17 protein-coding genes are annotated in these 17,891 nt (G+C 40.6%); 7 read left to right on the top strand and 10 right to left on the bottom strand.

The genetic code is table 11. The features are described 5' to 3' along the window. Positions 1–155: 155 nt before the first annotated feature. The 3 genes from RTW14_RS13780 (at position 156) to RTW14_RS13770 (ending at position 1,810) form a co-directional block, all read left to right on the top strand. Positions 156–1,049, top strand: coding sequence for a putative ABC transporter permease (locus tag RTW14_RS13780; protein WP_312652393.1), 894 nt, complete (start codon positions 156–158; stop codon positions 1,047–1,049). Positions 1,050–1,275: 226 nt separating this feature from the next. Beyond that, positions 1,276–1,530, top strand: a complete 255-nt coding sequence (locus RTW14_RS13775) for a hypothetical protein (protein ID WP_312652391.1) — start codon at positions 1,276–1,278, stop codon at positions 1,528–1,530. A 73-nt stretch (positions 1,531–1,603) separates the two neighbouring features. Next, positions 1,604–1,810, top strand: coding sequence for a hypothetical protein (locus RTW14_RS13770; RefSeq protein WP_312652389.1), 207 nt, complete (start codon positions 1,604–1,606; stop codon positions 1,808–1,810). A 212-nt stretch (positions 1,811–2,022) separates the two neighbouring features. Here the strand turns inward: RTW14_RS13770 and RTW14_RS13765 are convergent, their stop codons facing one another. Beyond that, entirely contained in the window at positions 2,023–2,712 is a 690-nt protein-coding gene (locus RTW14_RS13765; RefSeq protein ID WP_312652387.1) for a FadR/GntR family transcriptional regulator, read from the bottom strand. A 285-nt stretch (positions 2,713–2,997) separates the two neighbouring features. On the opposite strand from RTW14_RS13765, the gene ilvD reads away from it, so the two are divergent. From ilvD to RTW14_RS13750, 3 genes are all read left to right on the top strand, one after another. Next, a complete protein-coding gene (gene ilvD / locus RTW14_RS13760; RefSeq protein ID WP_312652385.1) occupies positions 2,998–4,668 on the top strand; it encodes a dihydroxy-acid dehydratase in 1,671 nt (556 codons plus the stop codon). A gap of 49 nt (positions 4,669–4,717) precedes the next feature. Beyond that, positions 4,718–5,677, top strand: coding sequence for a bile acid:sodium symporter family protein (locus RTW14_RS13755; RefSeq protein ID WP_312652383.1), 960 nt, complete (start codon positions 4,718–4,720; stop codon positions 5,675–5,677). A gap of 273 nt (positions 5,678–5,950) precedes the next feature. Further along, positions 5,951–7,093, top strand: a complete 1,143-nt coding sequence (locus RTW14_RS13750; RefSeq protein WP_312652381.1) for a Fic family protein — start codon at positions 5,951–5,953, stop codon at positions 7,091–7,093. A gap of 51 nt (positions 7,094–7,144) precedes the next feature. On the opposite strand, the gene RTW14_RS13745 is transcribed toward RTW14_RS13750, so the two are convergent. The 8 genes from RTW14_RS13745 to RTW14_RS13710 form a co-directional block, all read right to left on the bottom strand. Beyond that, entirely contained in the window at positions 7,145–8,527 is a 1,383-nt protein-coding gene (locus tag RTW14_RS13745; protein WP_312652379.1) for an MATE family efflux transporter, read from the bottom strand. Beyond that, the gene (locus RTW14_RS13740) at positions 8,520–10,307 is read right to left on the bottom strand and encodes an ABC transporter ATP-binding protein (RefSeq protein ID WP_312652376.1); all 1,788 of its coding nucleotides are present in this window, start codon (positions 10,305–10,307) and stop codon (positions 8,520–8,522) included. The genes RTW14_RS13745 and RTW14_RS13740 overlap by 8 nt, the downstream gene beginning before the upstream one ends. Then, positions 10,304–12,073 (bottom strand): ABC transporter ATP-binding protein, encoded by a 1,770-nt coding sequence (locus tag RTW14_RS13735; protein WP_312652374.1) that lies wholly within the window; start codon positions 12,071–12,073, stop codon positions 10,304–10,306. The genes RTW14_RS13740 and RTW14_RS13735 overlap by 4 nt, the downstream gene beginning before the upstream one ends. A 233-nt stretch (positions 12,074–12,306) precedes the next feature. Beyond that, complete coding sequence (locus tag RTW14_RS13730; RefSeq protein WP_312652372.1) at positions 12,307–12,921, bottom strand: TetR/AcrR family transcriptional regulator; 615 nt, start codon at positions 12,919–12,921, stop codon at positions 12,307–12,309. A 122-nt stretch (positions 12,922–13,043) separates the two neighbouring features. Further along, entirely contained in the window at positions 13,044–13,892 is an 849-nt protein-coding gene (locus RTW14_RS13725) for a hypothetical protein (RefSeq protein ID WP_312652370.1), read from the bottom strand. 31 nt (positions 13,893–13,923) lie between these two features. Then, complete coding sequence (locus tag RTW14_RS13720; RefSeq protein WP_312652368.1) at positions 13,924–14,295, bottom strand: hypothetical protein; 372 nt, start codon at positions 14,293–14,295, stop codon at positions 13,924–13,926. A 24-nt stretch (positions 14,296–14,319) separates the two neighbouring features. After that, the gene (locus RTW14_RS13715; RefSeq protein ID WP_312652365.1) at positions 14,320–15,030 is read right to left on the bottom strand and encodes a DUF4183 domain-containing protein; all 711 of its coding nucleotides are present in this window, start codon (positions 15,028–15,030) and stop codon (positions 14,320–14,322) included. A gap of 77 nt (positions 15,031–15,107) precedes the next feature. Next, on the bottom strand, positions 15,108–15,488 hold the full coding sequence (locus RTW14_RS13710; protein ID WP_312652363.1) for a DUF4183 domain-containing protein: 381 nt from the start codon (positions 15,486–15,488) through the stop codon (positions 15,108–15,110). A 514-nt stretch (positions 15,489–16,002) separates the two neighbouring features. On the opposite strand from RTW14_RS13710, the gene rlmN reads away from it, so the two are divergent. Next, the gene (rlmN, locus tag RTW14_RS13705; protein WP_312652361.1) at positions 16,003–16,983 is read left to right on the top strand and encodes a 23S rRNA (adenine(2503)-C(2))-methyltransferase RlmN; all 981 of its coding nucleotides are present in this window, start codon (positions 16,003–16,005) and stop codon (positions 16,981–16,983) included. Positions 16,984–17,061: 78 nt separating this feature from the next. Here rlmN and RTW14_RS13700 read toward each other — a convergent pair. After that, positions 17,062–17,891, bottom strand: an 830-nt coding sequence (locus RTW14_RS13700; protein ID WP_312652359.1) for an ABC transporter ATP-binding protein, incomplete at its 5' end; no start/stop codon positions are given.

Raw genomic sequence — 17,891 nt, 5'->3', positions numbered from 1 at the left:
TGGAGCAGGAGAGAAAAAGTTTTTTCCATGAGTTGTTATGGATATATAAAATTGTCCTGTTTTTTATGTCTCAAAAGCTGTATAATATTATCGAATATAGTAAGCATGGCAGCTGTATAATGTTGCATAGATAAATTTCAAAAGGAGCAGCAAAAATGTTAACTAAAATATATCTGTACTTTATTATATATGCCTTTTTAGGGTGGTGTACCGAGGTTGTGTATGCTGCCTTGAAGGAAGGAAAATTTGTAAACAGAGGATTTCTGAACGGACCATACTGTCCGATTTATGGATTTGGGGTTATTACAGTTGTAGGGCTGCTGTCACCCATTCATGGAAATCCATTTTTGTTGTTTCTGGGATCGGTATTTGTAACAAGCTTGCTTGAACTTATTACGGGCTTTATATTGGAGAAGATATTCAAGCAGAGATGGTGGGATTATTCGGAGGTGCCGTTTAATATAGGAGGATATATCTGCCCTCTTTTTTCACTGATGTGGGGTTTGGCATGTCTCATCGTTGTGGACAGCATTCATCCAATGATATCAAGGCTTGTGGATATTATTCCTCATGTGCCTGTATTAATCATCATGATTGTCTTTACTGCTGCCTATATAGTTGATATTATTGCAACAGTCAATACGATTTTCAAGCTGAACAGAAGGATGGAGCGTATAGAAGAACTGTCTGCCAGAATTAAGAAATCCTCAGATGAACTGGGAGAGAGTCTGGCGGCAGGTACCATAACTCTTGTTGCTAAAAAGGAATTGATTGAAGAAAAAATAAATCAGGAAAAAGAAAAGCTTGAGGAAAAAATCGAGCAGACGAAGCAGGAAATGGAGTCTGAATGGACCAATATGGTACAAAGACGCAGAGAGGTACTGGAGGAGATGAAAAAATCACTTAATAAAGAACTCCTTGAAGCGGATATCTTCGGTTTAAAACGTCTGATGAAGGCCTTTCCCGGATGGAAGACAAAACGCAACAAGGAAGCTTTTAATGTGTTGAGAGAGTTTTTTAATAAAAAGTCACCAAAAAAGAAGCTGTAATACTCTTTGTCCCTGAATCCACACTTCCTTTATATCAGAGGATTCTGACAGCATCAGTATTTTATGAAGCAGATCCTCCGGACTTTGTATTAATTTTTTAAATTTGCATTAAACAGTGGTATAATAGTTTATACAATACATCACTTGCAGTCTGAGAACAGGCTTATTTGTCTCTTGGACGCAGGATGTTTGCTCATTTATACAAATGAGCCGGAAGGAGAATGTTATGAAGAAACTTACAGTTTTATTTTTAGCCTTATTGCTCATAGTAGTACCTGTATCTGCGGTTCAAGCTTCTGAGGGTGATATATCCAGAAGTGGTTTTATAAAAACTATAAATGAAACCTTCCATATTTATACGGTACTGGATACAGACGAAGTATTTTCGGATATTGATTTGAAAAATGAGGATTATCTTGGTTCAAATGCCTTTGAAGACATTTTTTCAACTGTAAGGAATTTACAGATATCTGGCAAATAGCGGATATAGGGTGTAAAACTTTAGTCTCATGGGGTGAAGATCGGATAAATTAAAATTTGTGAGGTATTACAATTTGGAGTTAACAAAAAATGATGTACAGAAAATCATGAAATGCGATATGCTGAACATAGAAGCTTTAGGAAACGTTAAAGGTGCAACCGCGGTAATTCATAAAGGAAAAGTCTTTTATGTTTGGAAAAATGAGAATACTATATTTTTTCAAGGAAAGTGGATTTGGAGTAAAATATACAAATTTGAAATTTTCTCTGTAATATTATAAGTATACCAAGAAGCTCTCTCAGCTTGAAGACAAAAGACATTTAGAACACAAAACCTAAATGTCTTTTTCTTATATAATTTAATAAAAAATTGCCCAGTGAAAAATTGAGAAAAACGGAGAAAGAAAAGGCTCCAAAAGCCCATGTTTTTTCTTCCTGTGAGATTTCCTCATGAAACGGCTTGGGTTTGTATACCGTGGGGCGAAGGCTGTTATCATAAATTTAAATCAGTCATCCCTCTTTTAATATGATAGTACATTGCTAAGGCAGCACCGTCAGCATCTCTGTTTTTAATAAAGTCGGCTATCATACGGTGATATATTATTGCGTTTTCGACAGCTAACTTATAATTACCGGTATAAAAGGCGGTATCTATAGCATCTTTTATAGCGGCTCCAAGCGTCGGCAGCATTGATTCAATAACATTATTATGCGTTGCTTTTGCTATAGCTGCGTGAAATTTCTGGTCGGCTGTTTGAAAAGGCCTGTTATTTGTAGCTTCTGTAAATGCTTCCTGCTCATATTTTATGATTTCTTCAATATCGCTTTCGGTTGCTCTTTCAATTGCCAGTTTCACTACAGCGGGTTCAAACATCAGACGCATTTCAAACCAGTTCAGTACTAACTTTTTTTTATCTTCTAAGTAAGATATTCCAAAGGGATCATTCTGAGAATTCGGGTTAGCTGTGACAAAAGTGCCGCGCCCTCTCTCAATTGTCAATACTCCGTTTGCAACAAGCATTTTAATTGCTTCTCTTAATGATGTCCGGCTGACGCCAAGTTCATCCGACAGTATTTTTTCGCTGGGCAATTTATCACCCGGCACGTATTTCTTTTCAATAAAAATCATATCACTTATTCTATTTGCAATAATTCTTGAGACGGGAACAAAATTATCTATCATAATCATCTCCGGTATTTGAAAAATTCTATACTATTATTATATTATATTTTTGTTATAAAGTAAAGAAGAGGTAGTATGTCTTTTTGACGAAGAGGTACTACCTCTTTTCGTTAAAAAATTATTTTTTAGCGTATTGACAGCAATTTTTATATAGATTATAATGAGAAATATATAAATTAAGAATTTTTTTGAAAAAGACATCATACAAGTTTTGCCGAATATATATTAAAAGAAAATAAGGTTAGCTTATTGCAACAACCTTAAAAGCAGGAGGAAAACAAAAAAATGAGAAGTGATTCAGTAACAAAAGGTGTTCAGCAAGCACCGCATCGTTCATTGTTTAATGCATTGGGACTTACCAAGGAGGAGCTGGACAGACCCTTAATAGGTATTGTAAGCTCATACAATGAAATAGTTCCCGGGCATATGAACCTTGATAAAATTGTTGAGGCGGTAAAAATGGGAGTTGCCATGGCCGGAGGAACACCGGTGGTATTTCCTGCCATAGCAGTATGCGACGGTATCGCAATGGGACATGTAGGAATGAAATATTCACTTGCTACGAGAGAGTTAATAACAGATTCTACAGAGGCAATGTCAATGGCCCATGCTTTTGACGGTCTTGTAATGGTTCCGAATTGTGATAAAAATGTACCGGGCTTATTAATGGCAGCTGCAAGAATTAATATTCCGGCTATATTCGTAAGCGGCGGACCGATGCTTGCCGGAAGAGTAAAGGGTGAGAAAACAAGTCTTTCAAGTATGTTTGAAGCAGTCGGAGCTTATAATGCGGGAAAAATGACATTGGAAGAGGTAGAAGAATATGAAAACAAAGCATGTCCTACATGCGGTTCATGTTCAGGTATGTATACGGCAAACAGTATGAATTGTCTCACTGAAGCTTTAGGAATGGGGTTAAAAGGAAACGGTACAATCCCGGCTGTTTATTCAGAAAGAATAAGACTTGCAAAACACGCAGGTATGCAGATCATGGAATTAATAAAAAATAATATAAAACCCAGAGACATAATGACTGAGGATGCATTTCTCAACGCGCTTGCAGTAGACATGGCATTAGGCTGCAGCACAAACAGCATGCTTCATTTACCGGCTATAGCACATGAAGCTAAAGTAGAATTAAATCTTGATATAGCTAATGAAATCAGTGCAAAAACACCAAATCTTTGTCACTTAGCGCCGGCAGGACATACTTATATTGAAGATTTAAATGAGGCCGGCGGTGTTTATGCAGTTATGAATGAATTAAATAAAAAAGACCTGTTAAAAACTGATTTAATAACCTGCACGGGAAAAACAGTAGCAGAAAATATTGAAGGCTGTGTTAATAAAAATCATGATGTTATCAGACCAATTGAAAATCCTTATAGCGAAATAGGCGGAATTGCCGTATTGAAAGGTAACTTGGCTCCTGATTCCTGCGTTGTAAAAAGATCAGCCGTCGCACCTGAAATGATGGTTCATGAAGGACCTGCAAAAGTGTTTGATTGCGAAGAGGATGCGATTGAAGCAATCAACTCAGGGAAGATTGTGGCAGGAGATGTTGTTGTCATTCGCTACGAAGGACCTAAGGGCGGACCTGGTATGAGAGAAATGCTGAGCCCTACATCAGCAATTGTGGGGAGAGGATTAGGAAGCAGCGTTGCACTTATAACTGACGGACGTTTCTCGGGAGCAACAAGAGGTGCAGCCATAGGTCATGTTTCACCGGAAGCTGCGGTAGGAGGAAATATAGCCTTGGTTGAAGAAGGAGATATTATAAAAATTGATATAAATAGCAATAAAATAGATTTCGTGGTTACAGATGAAGAATTAGAAAGAAGAAGAGCGGAGTGGAAGCCGAGAGAGCCAAGAATTACAACAGGCTATTTATCAAGATATGCCGCTTTGGTTACTTCGGGAAACAGGGGAGCAGTATTAGAAGTCAAAAATAGTTAATGTCTTAGAAATTGAAATTAAAATTATATTAATAGGAGAGGATATTAAAATGAAGGCATTAGAAAGATTAAGTAATTTTGTAGGGAAGTACATGGCATATATAGTTATAGTAATAGCTGCAGCAGCGTTATTTGTGCCGACAACATTTTCTTGGTTAAAGGCATCCTATATTAATCCATTATTAATGATTGTAATGTTTGGTATGGGACTGACTTTAAAATTAGACGATTTTAAATTAGTATTAAGCAGACCTTTAGAAGTATTGATAGGATTTGTGGCACAGTTTGCCATTATGCCGTTAATTGCTTTATCATTGGTTAAAATATTTAATCTGCCGCCGGAATTAGCTGTAGGTGTTGTGCTGGTAGGTACATGTCCCGGCGGAACATCTTCAAATGTTATGACTTTTTTAGCAAAAGGTGATGTGGCATTATCAGTAACAATAACAAGCTTTTCAACTTTATTTGCACCGGTTTTAACCCCATTTATAACTAAGCTTCTTATAGGAGCAACTGTAGAAGTAGATGTTATGAGCATGTTTATTTCTATAGTTCAGGTTGTAATTGTACCGATTGCTTTAGGTTTTGTAATCAACAAGTTCTTTGGAAAAATAACGGAAAAGTTAGTTAAGATTCTACCGCTTGTTTCTGTAACGGCAATTGTGGCCATAGTTGCTACTGTAGTTTCATTAAATTCAGCGAAATTAATGACCAGCGGACTTTTAATTATAGCAATTGTAATATTACACAACAGCTTTGGATACTTATTAGGCTTCTTTACAGCTAGAGTATTAGGTTTAAATTTATCAAAACAAAAGACAATAGCTATCGAAGTTGGTATGCAAAATTCGGGTTTAGCAACATCTTTGGCTGCAACAGCATTTGCTCAGTACCCTCTGGCGACAATCCCGGGTGCAATATTCAGTGTATGGCATAATATTTCAGGAGCGATAATTGCCAATTTCTTTGCCACAATGAAAGACGAGAAAGAACAAATCAAGAATTCATGATTACTTTATCTGTATTTCAAGCAACTATGCTGTGACCAAGCAAGTGGTTCAGAAATGAAATGTGATACTTTTTAATTGTTATGTAAATTTATATCGGTTGAGCTGGAAAAATTACAGCTCAACCGATTTTTGTTATAAATGCAAATAAAAATTATGTATTTTCATTTGGGGCATAAAAATGCAAATAAATTAATTTAATTTTCAATTCAACTATTGAAATGCAAATAAAAATAATATATAATCATTTTGAAGTTAAAAATGAGGAGTGATTTTGTGAAAAACAGAGCAGGACGAAAAATTAAAGCAGGAAGCGGCAATGCTGAGTATAATTGTTTTATACCTGCACCTATGCCGCCGCAAAACCCATCAATACAATATGATGATGAAATGATTTATTTAATATCTGAAGCAAACAGATATATTGGAAGACTTGATGAAGTGACAGATACACTCATTTCGCCCAGATATTTTGTATATATGTATGCACGCAAGGAAGCAGCCTTGTCTTCGCAAATTGAAGGTACACAAGCAACTTTTTCTGATCTGATAAAAGCAGAAGCGGGCATGGCGGATGAAGTTCCTAATGATGTAAAAGAGATTGAAAACTATGTAAAAGCTACAACTTACGGATTTGACAGGTTGGAAACCTTGCCGCTGTCTTTAAGGCTTATCAGAGAAATACATGGCATTCTTATGGAAGGTGTCAGAGGGGAAAATAAAACACTGGGAGAATTCAGAAGATCACAGAACTGGATTGGAGGATATTCTGTAAGTACAGCAAGCTATATTCCACCCTCAGCAGATTACTTAAATGGCTGCTTAGATAATTTCGAAAAGTTCATGCATGAGGATGACATGATGTCACCACTTGTCAAAGCAGCACTTATTCATAGTCAATTTGAAATGATTCATCCGTTCTTGGACGGTAATGGCAGAGTTGGAAGGCTTTTGATTGCATTTTATTTAGCGGCAAATGATATTCTGCACAAGCCAACGCTTTATATTTCAAAATTCATCAAGCGCAATCAACAAGCGTATTATGATTGTCTTTACAGTATTCATTCAAAAGGAGATTATGAGACCTGGATAAAGTTTTTTCTGACCGGAGTTATTGAAACAGCTCAGGAAGCAGTTGATATTGCAAGAAGTATCACTACTCTCAGAGAAGAGGATTTGAAAAAGATAAATGCTATGGGACGTACCAGTGAGAATGCTATGATTATTTATGAAGGCTTATTTGACAAACCTACCATTAGTATTGAAGAAGCCGCAACTAAATTAAATGTGAGTGTTGCAACAAGCGGACGCTTGCTTGAAAGACTTTTTGAAGAGGGAATATTAAATAATCTTGACAATCGTAAACGTAAGAAAATATTTGTTTATAAAAGATATATTGATATTTTTAATAAGGAATAAAGCCTGAAAAACACTGTCTATACGATTTGTAATACCGGTTACAGCGGGAGGTTATACCCCCGCTGTAACATCCTTTCTTTCCCTTAAGCCGTTAAACTCCTTTTTAACCATCATCATTGTCCACAGGACGATAATAGCATCAATTGCCAGGGAGCCGTAATATACGCCGCCAACGCCGATGAATCCGGGCAGAAGCAGCATCACAGGGATATAAAATACAAACTGCCGTGCCATACCTATAATCATAGCGGGCTTGCCCTTGTCAACGGACGGAAACAATGTCATTGCCATGAAAATGAAGGACAGTGCCGGCAGAATTGCCATGTATATTCTGAAATATACAAATTGTGTATTGGTAAATGCCTGATCCTTCAGCATCATACCAAGTATGGAGCCCGGAGCTGAAAGGGAAATTACCCAAAATGGAAGAGTGAGCAAGAGAGCTGCGGCGGCAAAGACCTTGTAGGAGCTGATAACCCTGTCGTATTGCTTTGCACCGTAATTGATGCCGATGACAGGCTGGAGTGCACGCATCAGACCAAAAATAGGAGTCAGCAGGAATTGAAATATCCTGTAAACCACTCCGTAAAAGGCGATATCCGCTGTTGTGCCATACCGTGCAAGTGCATTGAACACCACCAGCCCCTGAATAAGACTCATGACAGACATAATCAGTGATGACATGCCCAGTCGCAAAATAGAGGTTGTTATCTTTTTGTCGCCTTTAAATGAAAGTAATTTTGCCTTGAATGTAGCCTTTCCGCGTCCGAAATAAAGCCATCCTATCAATGTGTAAACAAACATACCCACGTTTGTGCCCCAGGCTGCGCCCTCCACGCCCATATCAAAAATTGCCATAAAAATATAGTTGAATACGGCATTGACGATTAAGCCTGAACCCATCATCCATGCTGCTGTTTTCATCCTTCCCTCCGCACGGATAATCATATTGCCCGCAAGTCCGTAAATCCAGAAAAAAGCGCCCGCTGTGCACATACGGAAGTAGCTGACACCATAATCAAGAGCTTCACCCGTCCCGCCCATCATTTCAATGAGAGGTCCCGCAAAAGTAAATGCAACTGCCATGTAGAGGATGGCACAAATTACAGACAGGCGGTTCACCACGCCCATCAGATTATTCTGAGTTTTTACGTCCTTTGCACCTATGGCAATGCTCAGCACCGAGCCGGCACCCACACCTATGAGTGATCCAAAGGCAACGCTTATCTGCGAAAGAGGATAAGCAAGGGATACCCCTGCCAGGGCAGTGTCATTTACGAACTGCCCCACAAAAATTGCGTCCAGCACGGTGTTGAAGCCGTACAGCACCATAGCCACCACCGCGGGCCATGAAAGCTGTACCATTACCTTCCATAGCCCCCCTGTTAATATAAACTGTTTTTGTTTCTCTTTTTCTGCAATTGTATTATCCATGATATGCTCCTTCTGTGTTCACAGCAGCCTTATTGCTCCTGTTTCTGCTCCACCCCTTGCTGTTTTCTCTGGCGGTTACAAAGTGATTGTAGATGCCGCCTGACTGCATCAGCTCCTCATGGGTGCCCTGCTCTGCAATTCTTCCGTCAGCTATGACCAATATTTTGTCGGCGTGACGGATAGTATTCAGCCTGTGGGCTATAACAAGCAGTGTCTTACCCTTACAAAGCTCACTTATTGCCTGCTGGATATAACTTTCATTATCGGCATCCACGCTGGCAGTAGCTTCATCCAGGATTACTATGGGTGCGTCCTTTAAAATACAGCGTGCAATTGAAATACGCTGCTGCTCACCTCCGGAAAGGCTTGCGCCGCCTTCGCCGACAACTGTTTCAAAGCCATCAGGCAGTGCCATGATAAAGTCGTAGCAACGGGCTTTCTTAGCCGCCTCAATAACTTCTTCACGGCCGGCACTTGGTCTGCCCATAATGATGTTGTTGTATATGGTGTCCTGAAACAGATATACCCGCTGGAACACCATGCTGATATGATCCATCAGATTACTGAGCGGAACACTCCGCACATCCTGACCTCGCAACAGAATCCTTCCGGATTTCACGTCCCAGAAGCGTGCCAGCAGACTTGCGATTGTGGATTTTCCTCCGCCGGACGGACCTACGAGAGCAAGCATTTGGTTCTTTTCAAGACTGAAGGATATATTGTTCAACACGTTTTTTTCTCCATATGCAAAGCTTACATTTTCAAACTGCACCTCCGGTGATGAAGTATTTTCCGGAATGGTATATACACCCTTGTCCGGCAGCTCCTTCTGTGCAAAAACCTCCTCGATACGGTCCATACAGCTGTTCATAACCGTCAGCCTTGCACTCTGTCCGTACAATGCCTTAAGAGGTCCGAAAAGGTCAAACACAAAGAGCATTATACCAATCAGGTATGTTACATCCATAGTCCCTTTAAAATACAGGAATGCGGAAAGCGCAATCACGGCGGCTACACCGAGACTGTAAATCAGATTAAGCCCGCGCTGCCACGGAGTATGATTTTCTTCAAATTCTATGCTGGTTCGGCAAACATCCTTAAAGCTTTCGGTCAGGGTTTTGGATTTCTCTCCCAGCATGTTATAGCTCTTAATTATACCGATGCCCTCTGTAAAATCTAAAACTGCATCAGTCAGGATACCAAGCTGCTCCTGCCTGATGGCGGAATCCTCAATAGCCTCTTTCTTTAATCCTCTTCCTAACAGAAGAATCATAAAGGTTACAGCCAATCCCGCCATGCCGATCCACGGGTTGAAGAAAAACAGAAACACAATCAGAATAATTTGTGAAAAGATATAGTTCATCATGTCAGCAAGGACAGTCATGCAATTTTCCTCGATAAACACCATGTCGGTTGACAGCACAGAGCTGATTTTACCGATGTTGCCCTCCGTAAAATAACCCATGGGCATCTTCCTCAGATGAGCTCCCAGCTCCATGCGCTTGTCGGCAAAAAGCAGGTAGCCTGCCGCAGATTGCAGCCTGTCTGCAATATTCTGGAACAGAATCTGAAGCAGTATAATAATAACCAGAGCAATACCAATCTGCACAGACATCTCGGTCGTGGCAGTTCCGCTGTAAAATGCCGCCAGTGCAAAAAATGCCAAGGCTATGGGCATATTTTTCAAAATACCCTTTAAAAAAGAAAACACAAAAGCCCAGGCAATTCTGCCCTTATATTTTCCGGAAGCCATAAAAATACGTTTCATTAAAGCTGTCATATAGATTCCACCTCCTCTTTAGTCTCTTCGGTTTCTTCTGTGCTGACCTTCCACTGAGCACTGCTCTCGGCAGCCTGCCAGAGCTTCTGATAGGTCGGGCAGTTTGCAAGCAATTCATCATGGGTTCCGGCAGCCATTAAATTTCCTGCATCCAAAACACAAATCTGGTCGGCATTCACTATGGAATGAAGACGGTGTGCGATAACGATAACCGTCTTGCCCCGGATAACCTCTGCAATGGCGTCGTTCATCTTTTCCTCATTCTCAGGGTCCATAAATGCAGTTGCTTCATCCAGAACTACAATGGGAGCACTTTTCAGTATGGCACGAGCCAAAGAGATACGCTGACGTTCACCGCCTGAAAGCTGCTTGCCTCCGTCACCGGCCATGGTGCAGATGCCCTTTTCCAGTCTTGCTAAAAATTCGCCGCACTGTGCCTTTTCTGCGGCTGCCATAACCTCCTCATCCGTGGCATCCGGCTTACCCAGTCTGATATTTTCCAAAAGGCTTATGTTGAAAAGAAACTGCTCCTGTGCCACATAAGAAATTTGATTGTTAAGGGATTCAAGACTCATGCGGCGGATATCCTGCCCGCCTATTTTGACAGCGCCGCCTGTTACATCGTAAAAATGCACCAGCAGCTTGGCAAGGGTGCTTTTACCGCTGCCTGACTCTCCGACCAGAGCCGTCAGACTGCCCTCCGGTATGCTCAGATTAATTCCGTGGAGCACCTGAGCTTCCTTGTAGGCAAAGCGCACATCCTCGAACTGTATCCTGTAATCCTTACCTGTAAAGGGTGCTGTGGACTGCTGAACAGGCGGCTCGCTCATCATCTTTTCCAGATTGGATACTGTATAGTTAATACGCACCATGGTGGGGAAAAAGTTCATTACCTTGAGAAGAGGTGCACTGATACCGAAGGACATGCACAGTGCCAATGCTAAATTTGGAAGAGTGGAATATCCCTGTAATACAAAATATGATCCAACAGGCAGTACAAAAAGTGCCACGCAGGGTACAATGCTGTAATAAATCGCCATCCACGGCCAGCAAACCCTGTACCACGCCAAAGTGAAATCCCGATAGCTTTTAACGTCATTTTCATAGCGCTTGTAGGATTCTCCGTCCCTGTTGAATACCTTGACTACCTCCATGCCGTTTATATACTCTACAATAGTTTTGTTCATCTTCTGTGCCGACTTGTAGTAGTCATCCATCTTGCCGGTGCCGGCTTTGTACATTATCATCATGGCCAGCATACCGAAAGGAAGAGATGCTAAAGCTAAGAGCGCCATGCGCCAGTCGGCGATAAACATGCCGATGAACACCAGCACGGGAATGGTAATATTGGCAATTCCCTCCGGGATGGCGTGAGCCAATGGCAGTTCAATGGTTTCAATGTCGTCGATAAACATTTTTTTGATAGAACCGACACCCTTTTCCTGAATGATACCTAAAGGCAAGTTTTCAAGCTTGCCCTGCAGAGATATACGCAGGTTTTTGAGAGTGTTGTAGGCTGCATTATGAGACAGAGAAAGCCCCCATATATACAGCACCGCATACAGTGCCGAGCATACAGCAATTGCGGCAATATTGAAGATAACATACCCGTATGTAATGGGCTGGCGCATCAGCAGCGGCCGGATAATCTGGTAGATAAACCAGAACGGAAGCACCTGCATGACCATTCCTGCAAGCATTGCCGCAACGGCGGCATAAGTAGTTTTCCGGTGTTCACCGGTATATTCCAATACTGTTTTAAACAAAATAACCCTCCTTGTTTTATAAATTGTGGAGGGGACATTCCTCCTGTCCCGCAGAGATTCGCTCTGTTAAAAAGAGGTGTGTCGCCCTTCCTTATATAAATTGAATTTTTGTATTTATCACTTTGACGTTAGTTTTAACTAACCACAGGTTAAATAAAAATCCCCGAATGGGGAAGTGGGTACTTATTCACTTGCCATGAACAAACCCATATTGTTCGCTTTTGTCAGAAATCTCAGCTTTTAAATCCCAATACTTTCTCCCAGTTAAACAGCTTGCAGATAATTTCAGAATGTGCTTCCATCTGCTCCCATGTATAGCCATGAATGAAAGGCTCATAGACTGTCGTCCAGAATGCGGAAAGCAGGATATGCATTTCTTCCATAGAGATATCCGCATGAGTCAGACCCCGCCTTTTTGCCTCCATAAAATATTCATGAGTTTTAATTGCCATTGTCTCTGCAAAGTCATGCTGAAAATCGGCATATCTGGTTCCTGCAGCACATGAAATCAGAAGAATAAATCCGTCGCGATACCGGTACAGGTACTCAAGCCATGGCAGCATGCTTTCGTCCATTTCCCATGCCTTTATGAGAGCCTCATCAGTCAGTTCGCTCACATCAGCAGAACTGCGCATTTCCACAAAATCGTTCAATGCATTAACTGTTTCCTCTGCTACGGCACAGAATAATTCTTCCTTTCCCTTATATCTTTTGTACAGCGCGCCTGTGGTAACTCCCGCATCCTCACATATTGCTTTCAACGAAGCCTTTTCAAACCCGTGGGCAAGAAATTCTTTTTTTGCGCTCTCCATTATACGCGGGTCAATGGAGAGATCCGGTTTGGACATTTATTTAACCTCCAGAAAAAAGTGTAAGGTGATAATTGAAATATTGATAATTCAATTATCACTTTATCAAACTGTTTAAAATTTGTCAATAATTATTTTTTGTAATTTAGAGTTGATTTTATCTAAGCTTCGTATCCGAAAACCGTAATCTGATTTTTACCTGCCATACATATTTCAATTTCTATAGCATCTAACTGCACGGTGTTTCCAAGACCCAGACCGGTATGCGTTCCGACAAAGGATGTTTGTAAATTATTGATTACCTCCCAAGGGTCGGATGCTCCACGTACCATATCGGTGATATCATGTTCTATAGGGTTGGTTAAATAGTCTGCAGATCCTATGATAGACAGACTTATTTGTTGTAATTCAATCCAATCCACATTGGTATCCGGCCGCCAATAAAGAATCATGGAACTGACACCTACAGCAAGAGTCAGGTTAAGACGGCAATAATATTTTATTATAACCTGTTCAATCTCTAAATACTTGTATTGTGCCGGCAGCAGGCTGTATCCCAGGACAAGTCTTCCGCGGGTCTGATTAAGCAGGGCTGAGTTCAGAGAAGCCAGCGTCCCGTTGGAAAGTCCGATTGCATTATTAACATTAGTAAAATCACTTCTGCCGTTATAGGCAGCTTGAACAGCGGTTACGGCACCTGAAGTATTACAAGATATTTCTTCATCAGAAGTACTCATCATAAGAGGATTACCGGCTGTAAGCTTGTATTCTGAAGGAAAGGTCCGGCTTACAGTACCAAAGGGCTGGGTTATCCTCAGAGATAAAAAATTCATATCATCATCGCTGAATAAAATGGATGCTGCCAACGGACCGGATACCTGAACAGAGGTGAGATAAATACTTTTTTGAGGCTCCGGTGTCCAGAGAATTGTCTTTGAAGGTTGCATACCCAAGCTGTAATAATTGATTACATCAGAGCTTTCCTTTATAGTTAACAATATTTGTTCCATTATATCTCTCCTTTAGTTGCATGTTAATGCATCAAAGCTCATAGCCCAAAAGGGTAATATTGACTGTTCCCGCACTGCCTGTTGTAATGGAGATTACCTCATCGGGATTAAATTCAACCGGGGATGGAAAGCTTAGACCATAGGTGGCGAGAGTAGTGGTAAGAGCTATCGACATAAAGGTGTCATTATTTCCTCTGCTTAACTGGACAACCATCGGGGCAGGAGCAGAAGACTGCAGTGCAGTGAGATAAATGCTTTTACCGGCATCGGGTGTCCATATAGGTGTATTTGTCTGAAGTGTGGTAAAGGTTCGGAACAAGACAATATCAGACGGATATTCTCTTGTTAATAATGGATCTTCTAAATTAAAAACGATACTCATAAGTTTTGTATTAACGCCCATAGATAAAACTCCTATAAATATATTTTATACCCAACATATTTTACACCCAACCCCTGAGGCAATACCAAGATCAGCCGGTTCGTTCCGGCAGAAGCAGCCTGTGATATCCAACACAAGAACTGCGGTATCTGATTTTCTCAGCACATCAATTTTCCAGAGGATTTCACCGCATGATATTTCTGCTGCTCCATGAGAAATATGGATGACTTTTATACATTTGATATAATCAATGAATAAAAGATATTTTATCAGAACACAAGACATGGTATTGACATCTGGATCAGATATTCTTATTTCCACCCTCCATGTATTGATTTCATAAGCAGCTGCGTTTACAGGGCCTGAGATTATATTTTGAGCAGGCTTTAACCTCTGGACGGCATTGTCTGCACAGACTGGACAACCGCCGGGAATTATGAAGGAAGGAGGGGGTACTTCAAAAATAATAAAGGAAATAATAATGGGAGAATCCTTTATAGGGACATCCTCAGTTTTAAGAGTAAGAATGCCTTTTTGAATTTCATAATTAACCCTCGGCTGCAGCACTCCGTTAATAAATAATTCGTAATAGGAGACATCATCGGGATCAAGAATGCCCCTGCTGCCATATTTGATTAATTCATCATCATTTGTATAAACTTTTTTGACTCCGTCGGACAGAGTATTATATTGATAGATATCTGCTTTTAATATATTTTTTTTCCGGTTTAAGGAATGCATGCTATCTTCAATCATAGTGACCACCTCAAAAAATTACATATTTTATTATAAGAAAGGGAATGTGCAATTACAGCACATCCCGAATTTGATAATTAAGTTGTTACTGTTGTGTCAGAATCAGAGATTGGTGCAAAATTAGTTACAATCAGAGTAATCGGTGCTTGTACCGGTATTGTTTCCGCATCAGTAACAGTAACCTGAGAACCGTCACCACTAACGGTATACAGACTGGATTGCTGCAATACACCATTTACAAACAACATATAATATCCATTGTCTTCAACAGCAGTTGTAAGATTACCGGTCATGATATCGCCGGCATCGTCTACAAACTTAGTTGCCGGGATAACAAGAGTATCGTCTGTTCTGTCCACTTCTTCTAACAGGTAGAAATACCTTATAATTTCCGGATTGATTTCAACATCAGTTATAGTTGCAGCATCAATTGCAAGTTTAAATAATTGTATAGCCATTTTCCGCGCGCCCTTCTATTTTATTTGTAAATTGCTTTACACCTTAGTATATTGTACAAGGTATCGATTTGTTACAAATTTCGACAAATATAACAAAAGACATGCACTAATTTAAGAAACCGGTACATATGCCCCTGATTTCCGGCCGATAGATTTTCGCGACATGAGGTTGCCGCCGTAAGTTGACAACTAATCATTTTTTGTGTATAATTTTTAAATTGTAGAGAAAAAGGAGTAGTCACTTATGTTGCATAGCATTCGCATTAGAAAATAAGGCAATAAAAAAGCAGTTTCCCATTTTAACGTGGGCCTCTTGTCATGCCTGTTTTGTGAATGTATGCACAGCAAACATGTGACTTTAAGACATAGCTTATAAAACTATGCCTTAGTTTTGTTGTATTATTACTCGCATTATATATGCAGGTCAATGCTCACGTTGAGAACAGACCTGCATTTTTTATTGCTTTTTTATTATTAATCGACCGGAGAAATTGATAAGGAAGTGAAATAAAAAATGAAAAAATCAAACAAATATACTCCTATTGATATATGGAATGATCCATATAGATTTACCTACAAAGAAATAATGGAAGTCATTGGCGAAAGTGAAGCGAAAGCCTTATACTCGTCACTATATAAGCATTCACCAAAAAAGAAATACATGACTATGTCGCTGAAAACAGTATACAAGGACTGTGATACCGAAAAATATGTTTTTGAACTGTCAGATGGCAAGTGTATCGAAACGGTTTTTATTAAACGGCGGGATGGCGGAACAGCATGTGTGAGTACACAAGTCGGTTGTTCTGTGGGTTGTATCTTCTGCGAGTCCGGGCGGAACGGTTTTGTGCGTAACCTTACACCGTCAGAAATCGTGCAGCAGGTTGTATTACTGCGGCGAAAAGTAAATCGTATAGTTTTTATGGGTATGGGAGAGCCGTTATTCAACTACAACAACTTTATAAAGGCAATTCACATTCTGAGGGACAGAAACGGTATGAACTTTCCCACAGACGGTATAACTGTATCAACCGTCGGTCCGGCTGAACAGCTGAAAAAATTGCGTGAGGAACATCTTAAAATTCAATTGACCATATCCCTTCACGCAGCAACACAGGCTGCAAGAAACCGTATTATTCCCAATATGCACATACACGATATTAACGATGTTGTCAATGGAGCATTGTCTTATGCCGAACGGCACAACCGGAAAGTCGTATTCGCGTATTTGCTTTTGCAGGGAATAAATGACAAGCCCTCTGATGTGCGCCAACTGGTAAAGTGGTTCGGCGGAAAAAATGTCATGCTCAATCTGCTTGAATATAATCCTACAAGCAATACGCAGATTAAAAAGCCTGCAAAACATGAAATGGCTGCATTCAAGCAGCAACTGGAACGAGCCGGACTTGAAGTTACAATGAGAATTTCCCATGGCAGTAAGATTAAAGCTGCGTGCGGACAGCTGGCTAATAAATACAATAAAATAATTGAATAAACAGTGCCGGTCACAAAATTGCAGAGCCGATAACTATGAGTAAAATCACGGTTATCGGCTCTTTATAATGATTATTTTTTATGCTCCTAATTTCCATCCGATGGACTTTTCACGCATGCTTACAAAATCAGCATAGATACCTCCGGACTTCATCAATTCCTGATGAGTGCCCCTCTGAATTATTTTACCCTGATCCAGCACCAGTATCTGGTCGGCATTCTGCACCGTCTTGAGCCTGTGAGCAATCATGATGATGGTCTTGCCTCTGGTAAGCTGTGAGATGGCGTTCTGGAGCAGTGATTCATTTTCCGGGTCCACATTTGCAGTTGCCTCGTCCAGAATAATAATGGGAGCATCCTTTAATAAAGCTCTGGCGATGGATATACGCTGCTTTTCTCCGCCTGAAATGGTTGCGCCTCCTTCACCTACGACAGTGTCATATCCCTGAGGCAGGGCACTGATGAAGTCGTGGCAGCACGCCCTTTTAGCTGCTTCCGCCACCTCTGCCATGGTGGCGGTTGGATTACCGAATTTTATATTGTTGGCAATGGTGTCGTTAAACAGATACACATTCTGAAATACCATGCTGAAGTTTGCAAGCAGACTGTCCAGAGTGTAATCACGCACATCCATATTTCCCAGTGTGATATTGCCGCTGTCCACATCCCAGAAGCGCGCCATGAGGTTGGTGAGGGTTGTCTTGCCTCCGCCTGACGGTCCCACGATGGCAGTCGTAGTACCCTCGGGTATTACAAAGGAGACATCATCTATTACCTTCTTGTTTTCATATCGGAAGTCTACATTCTCTCCCTTTATGGTGCATGACTCAGGCCTTATTGCCTTACCGTCTATATCCATGACAGGAGTTTCAAACACCTTGTTTATTTTGTCCATGGAGAGATCCAGCA

Origin of the sequence: Aminipila sp., assembly GCF_032051575.1 — a bacterium.
Classification (GTDB): Bacteria; Bacillota; Clostridia; order Peptostreptococcales; family Anaerovoracaceae; genus Aminipila.
The sequence above is the reverse complement of the archived record's forward strand: the minus strand, read 5'-3'. Positions and strand labels throughout refer to the sequence as shown.

What these genes read in the sequence shown, in the direction of transcription:
- RTW14_RS13755 (WP_312652383.1), top strand. Translation starts at nt 4,718, where the DNA reads ATGAAGGCATTAGAAAGATTAAGTAATTTTGTAGGGAAGTACATGGCA.
- RTW14_RS13765 (WP_312652387.1), bottom strand. Translation starts at nt 2,712, where the DNA reads ATGATAGATAATTTTGTTCCCGTCTCAAGAATTATTGCAAATAGAATA.
- RTW14_RS13745 (WP_312652379.1), bottom strand. Translation starts at nt 8,527, where the DNA reads ATGGATAATACAATTGCAGAAAAAGAGAAACAAAAACAGTTTATATTA.
- RTW14_RS13740 (WP_312652376.1), bottom strand. Translation starts at nt 10,307, where the DNA reads ATGACAGCTTTAATGAAACGTATTTTTATGGCTTCCGGAAAATATAAG.
- RTW14_RS13720 (WP_312652368.1), bottom strand. Translation starts at nt 14,295, where the DNA reads ATGGGCGTTAATACAAAACTTATGAGTATCGTTTTTAATTTAGAAGAT.
- RTW14_RS13730 (WP_312652372.1), bottom strand. Translation starts at nt 12,921, where the DNA reads ATGTCCAAACCGGATCTCTCCATTGACCCGCGTATAATGGAGAGCGCA.
- ilvD (WP_312652385.1), top strand. Translation starts at nt 2,998, where the DNA reads ATGAGAAGTGATTCAGTAACAAAAGGTGTTCAGCAAGCACCGCATCGT.
- RTW14_RS13715 (WP_312652365.1), bottom strand. Translation starts at nt 15,030, where the DNA reads ATGATTGAAGATAGCATGCATTCCTTAAACCGGAAAAAAAATATATTA.
- RTW14_RS13725 (WP_312652370.1), bottom strand. Translation starts at nt 13,892, where the DNA reads ATGGAACAAATATTGTTAACTATAAAGGAAAGCTCTGATGTAATCAAT.
- RTW14_RS13780 (WP_312652393.1), top strand. Translation starts at nt 156, where the DNA reads ATGTTAACTAAAATATATCTGTACTTTATTATATATGCCTTTTTAGGG.
- rlmN (WP_312652361.1), top strand. Translation starts at nt 16,003, where the DNA reads ATGAAAAAATCAAACAAATATACTCCTATTGATATATGGAATGATCCA.
- RTW14_RS13710 (WP_312652363.1), bottom strand. Translation starts at nt 15,488, where the DNA reads ATGGCTATACAATTATTTAAACTTGCAATTGATGCTGCAACTATAACT.
- RTW14_RS13775 (WP_312652391.1), top strand. Translation starts at nt 1,276, where the DNA reads ATGAAGAAACTTACAGTTTTATTTTTAGCCTTATTGCTCATAGTAGTA.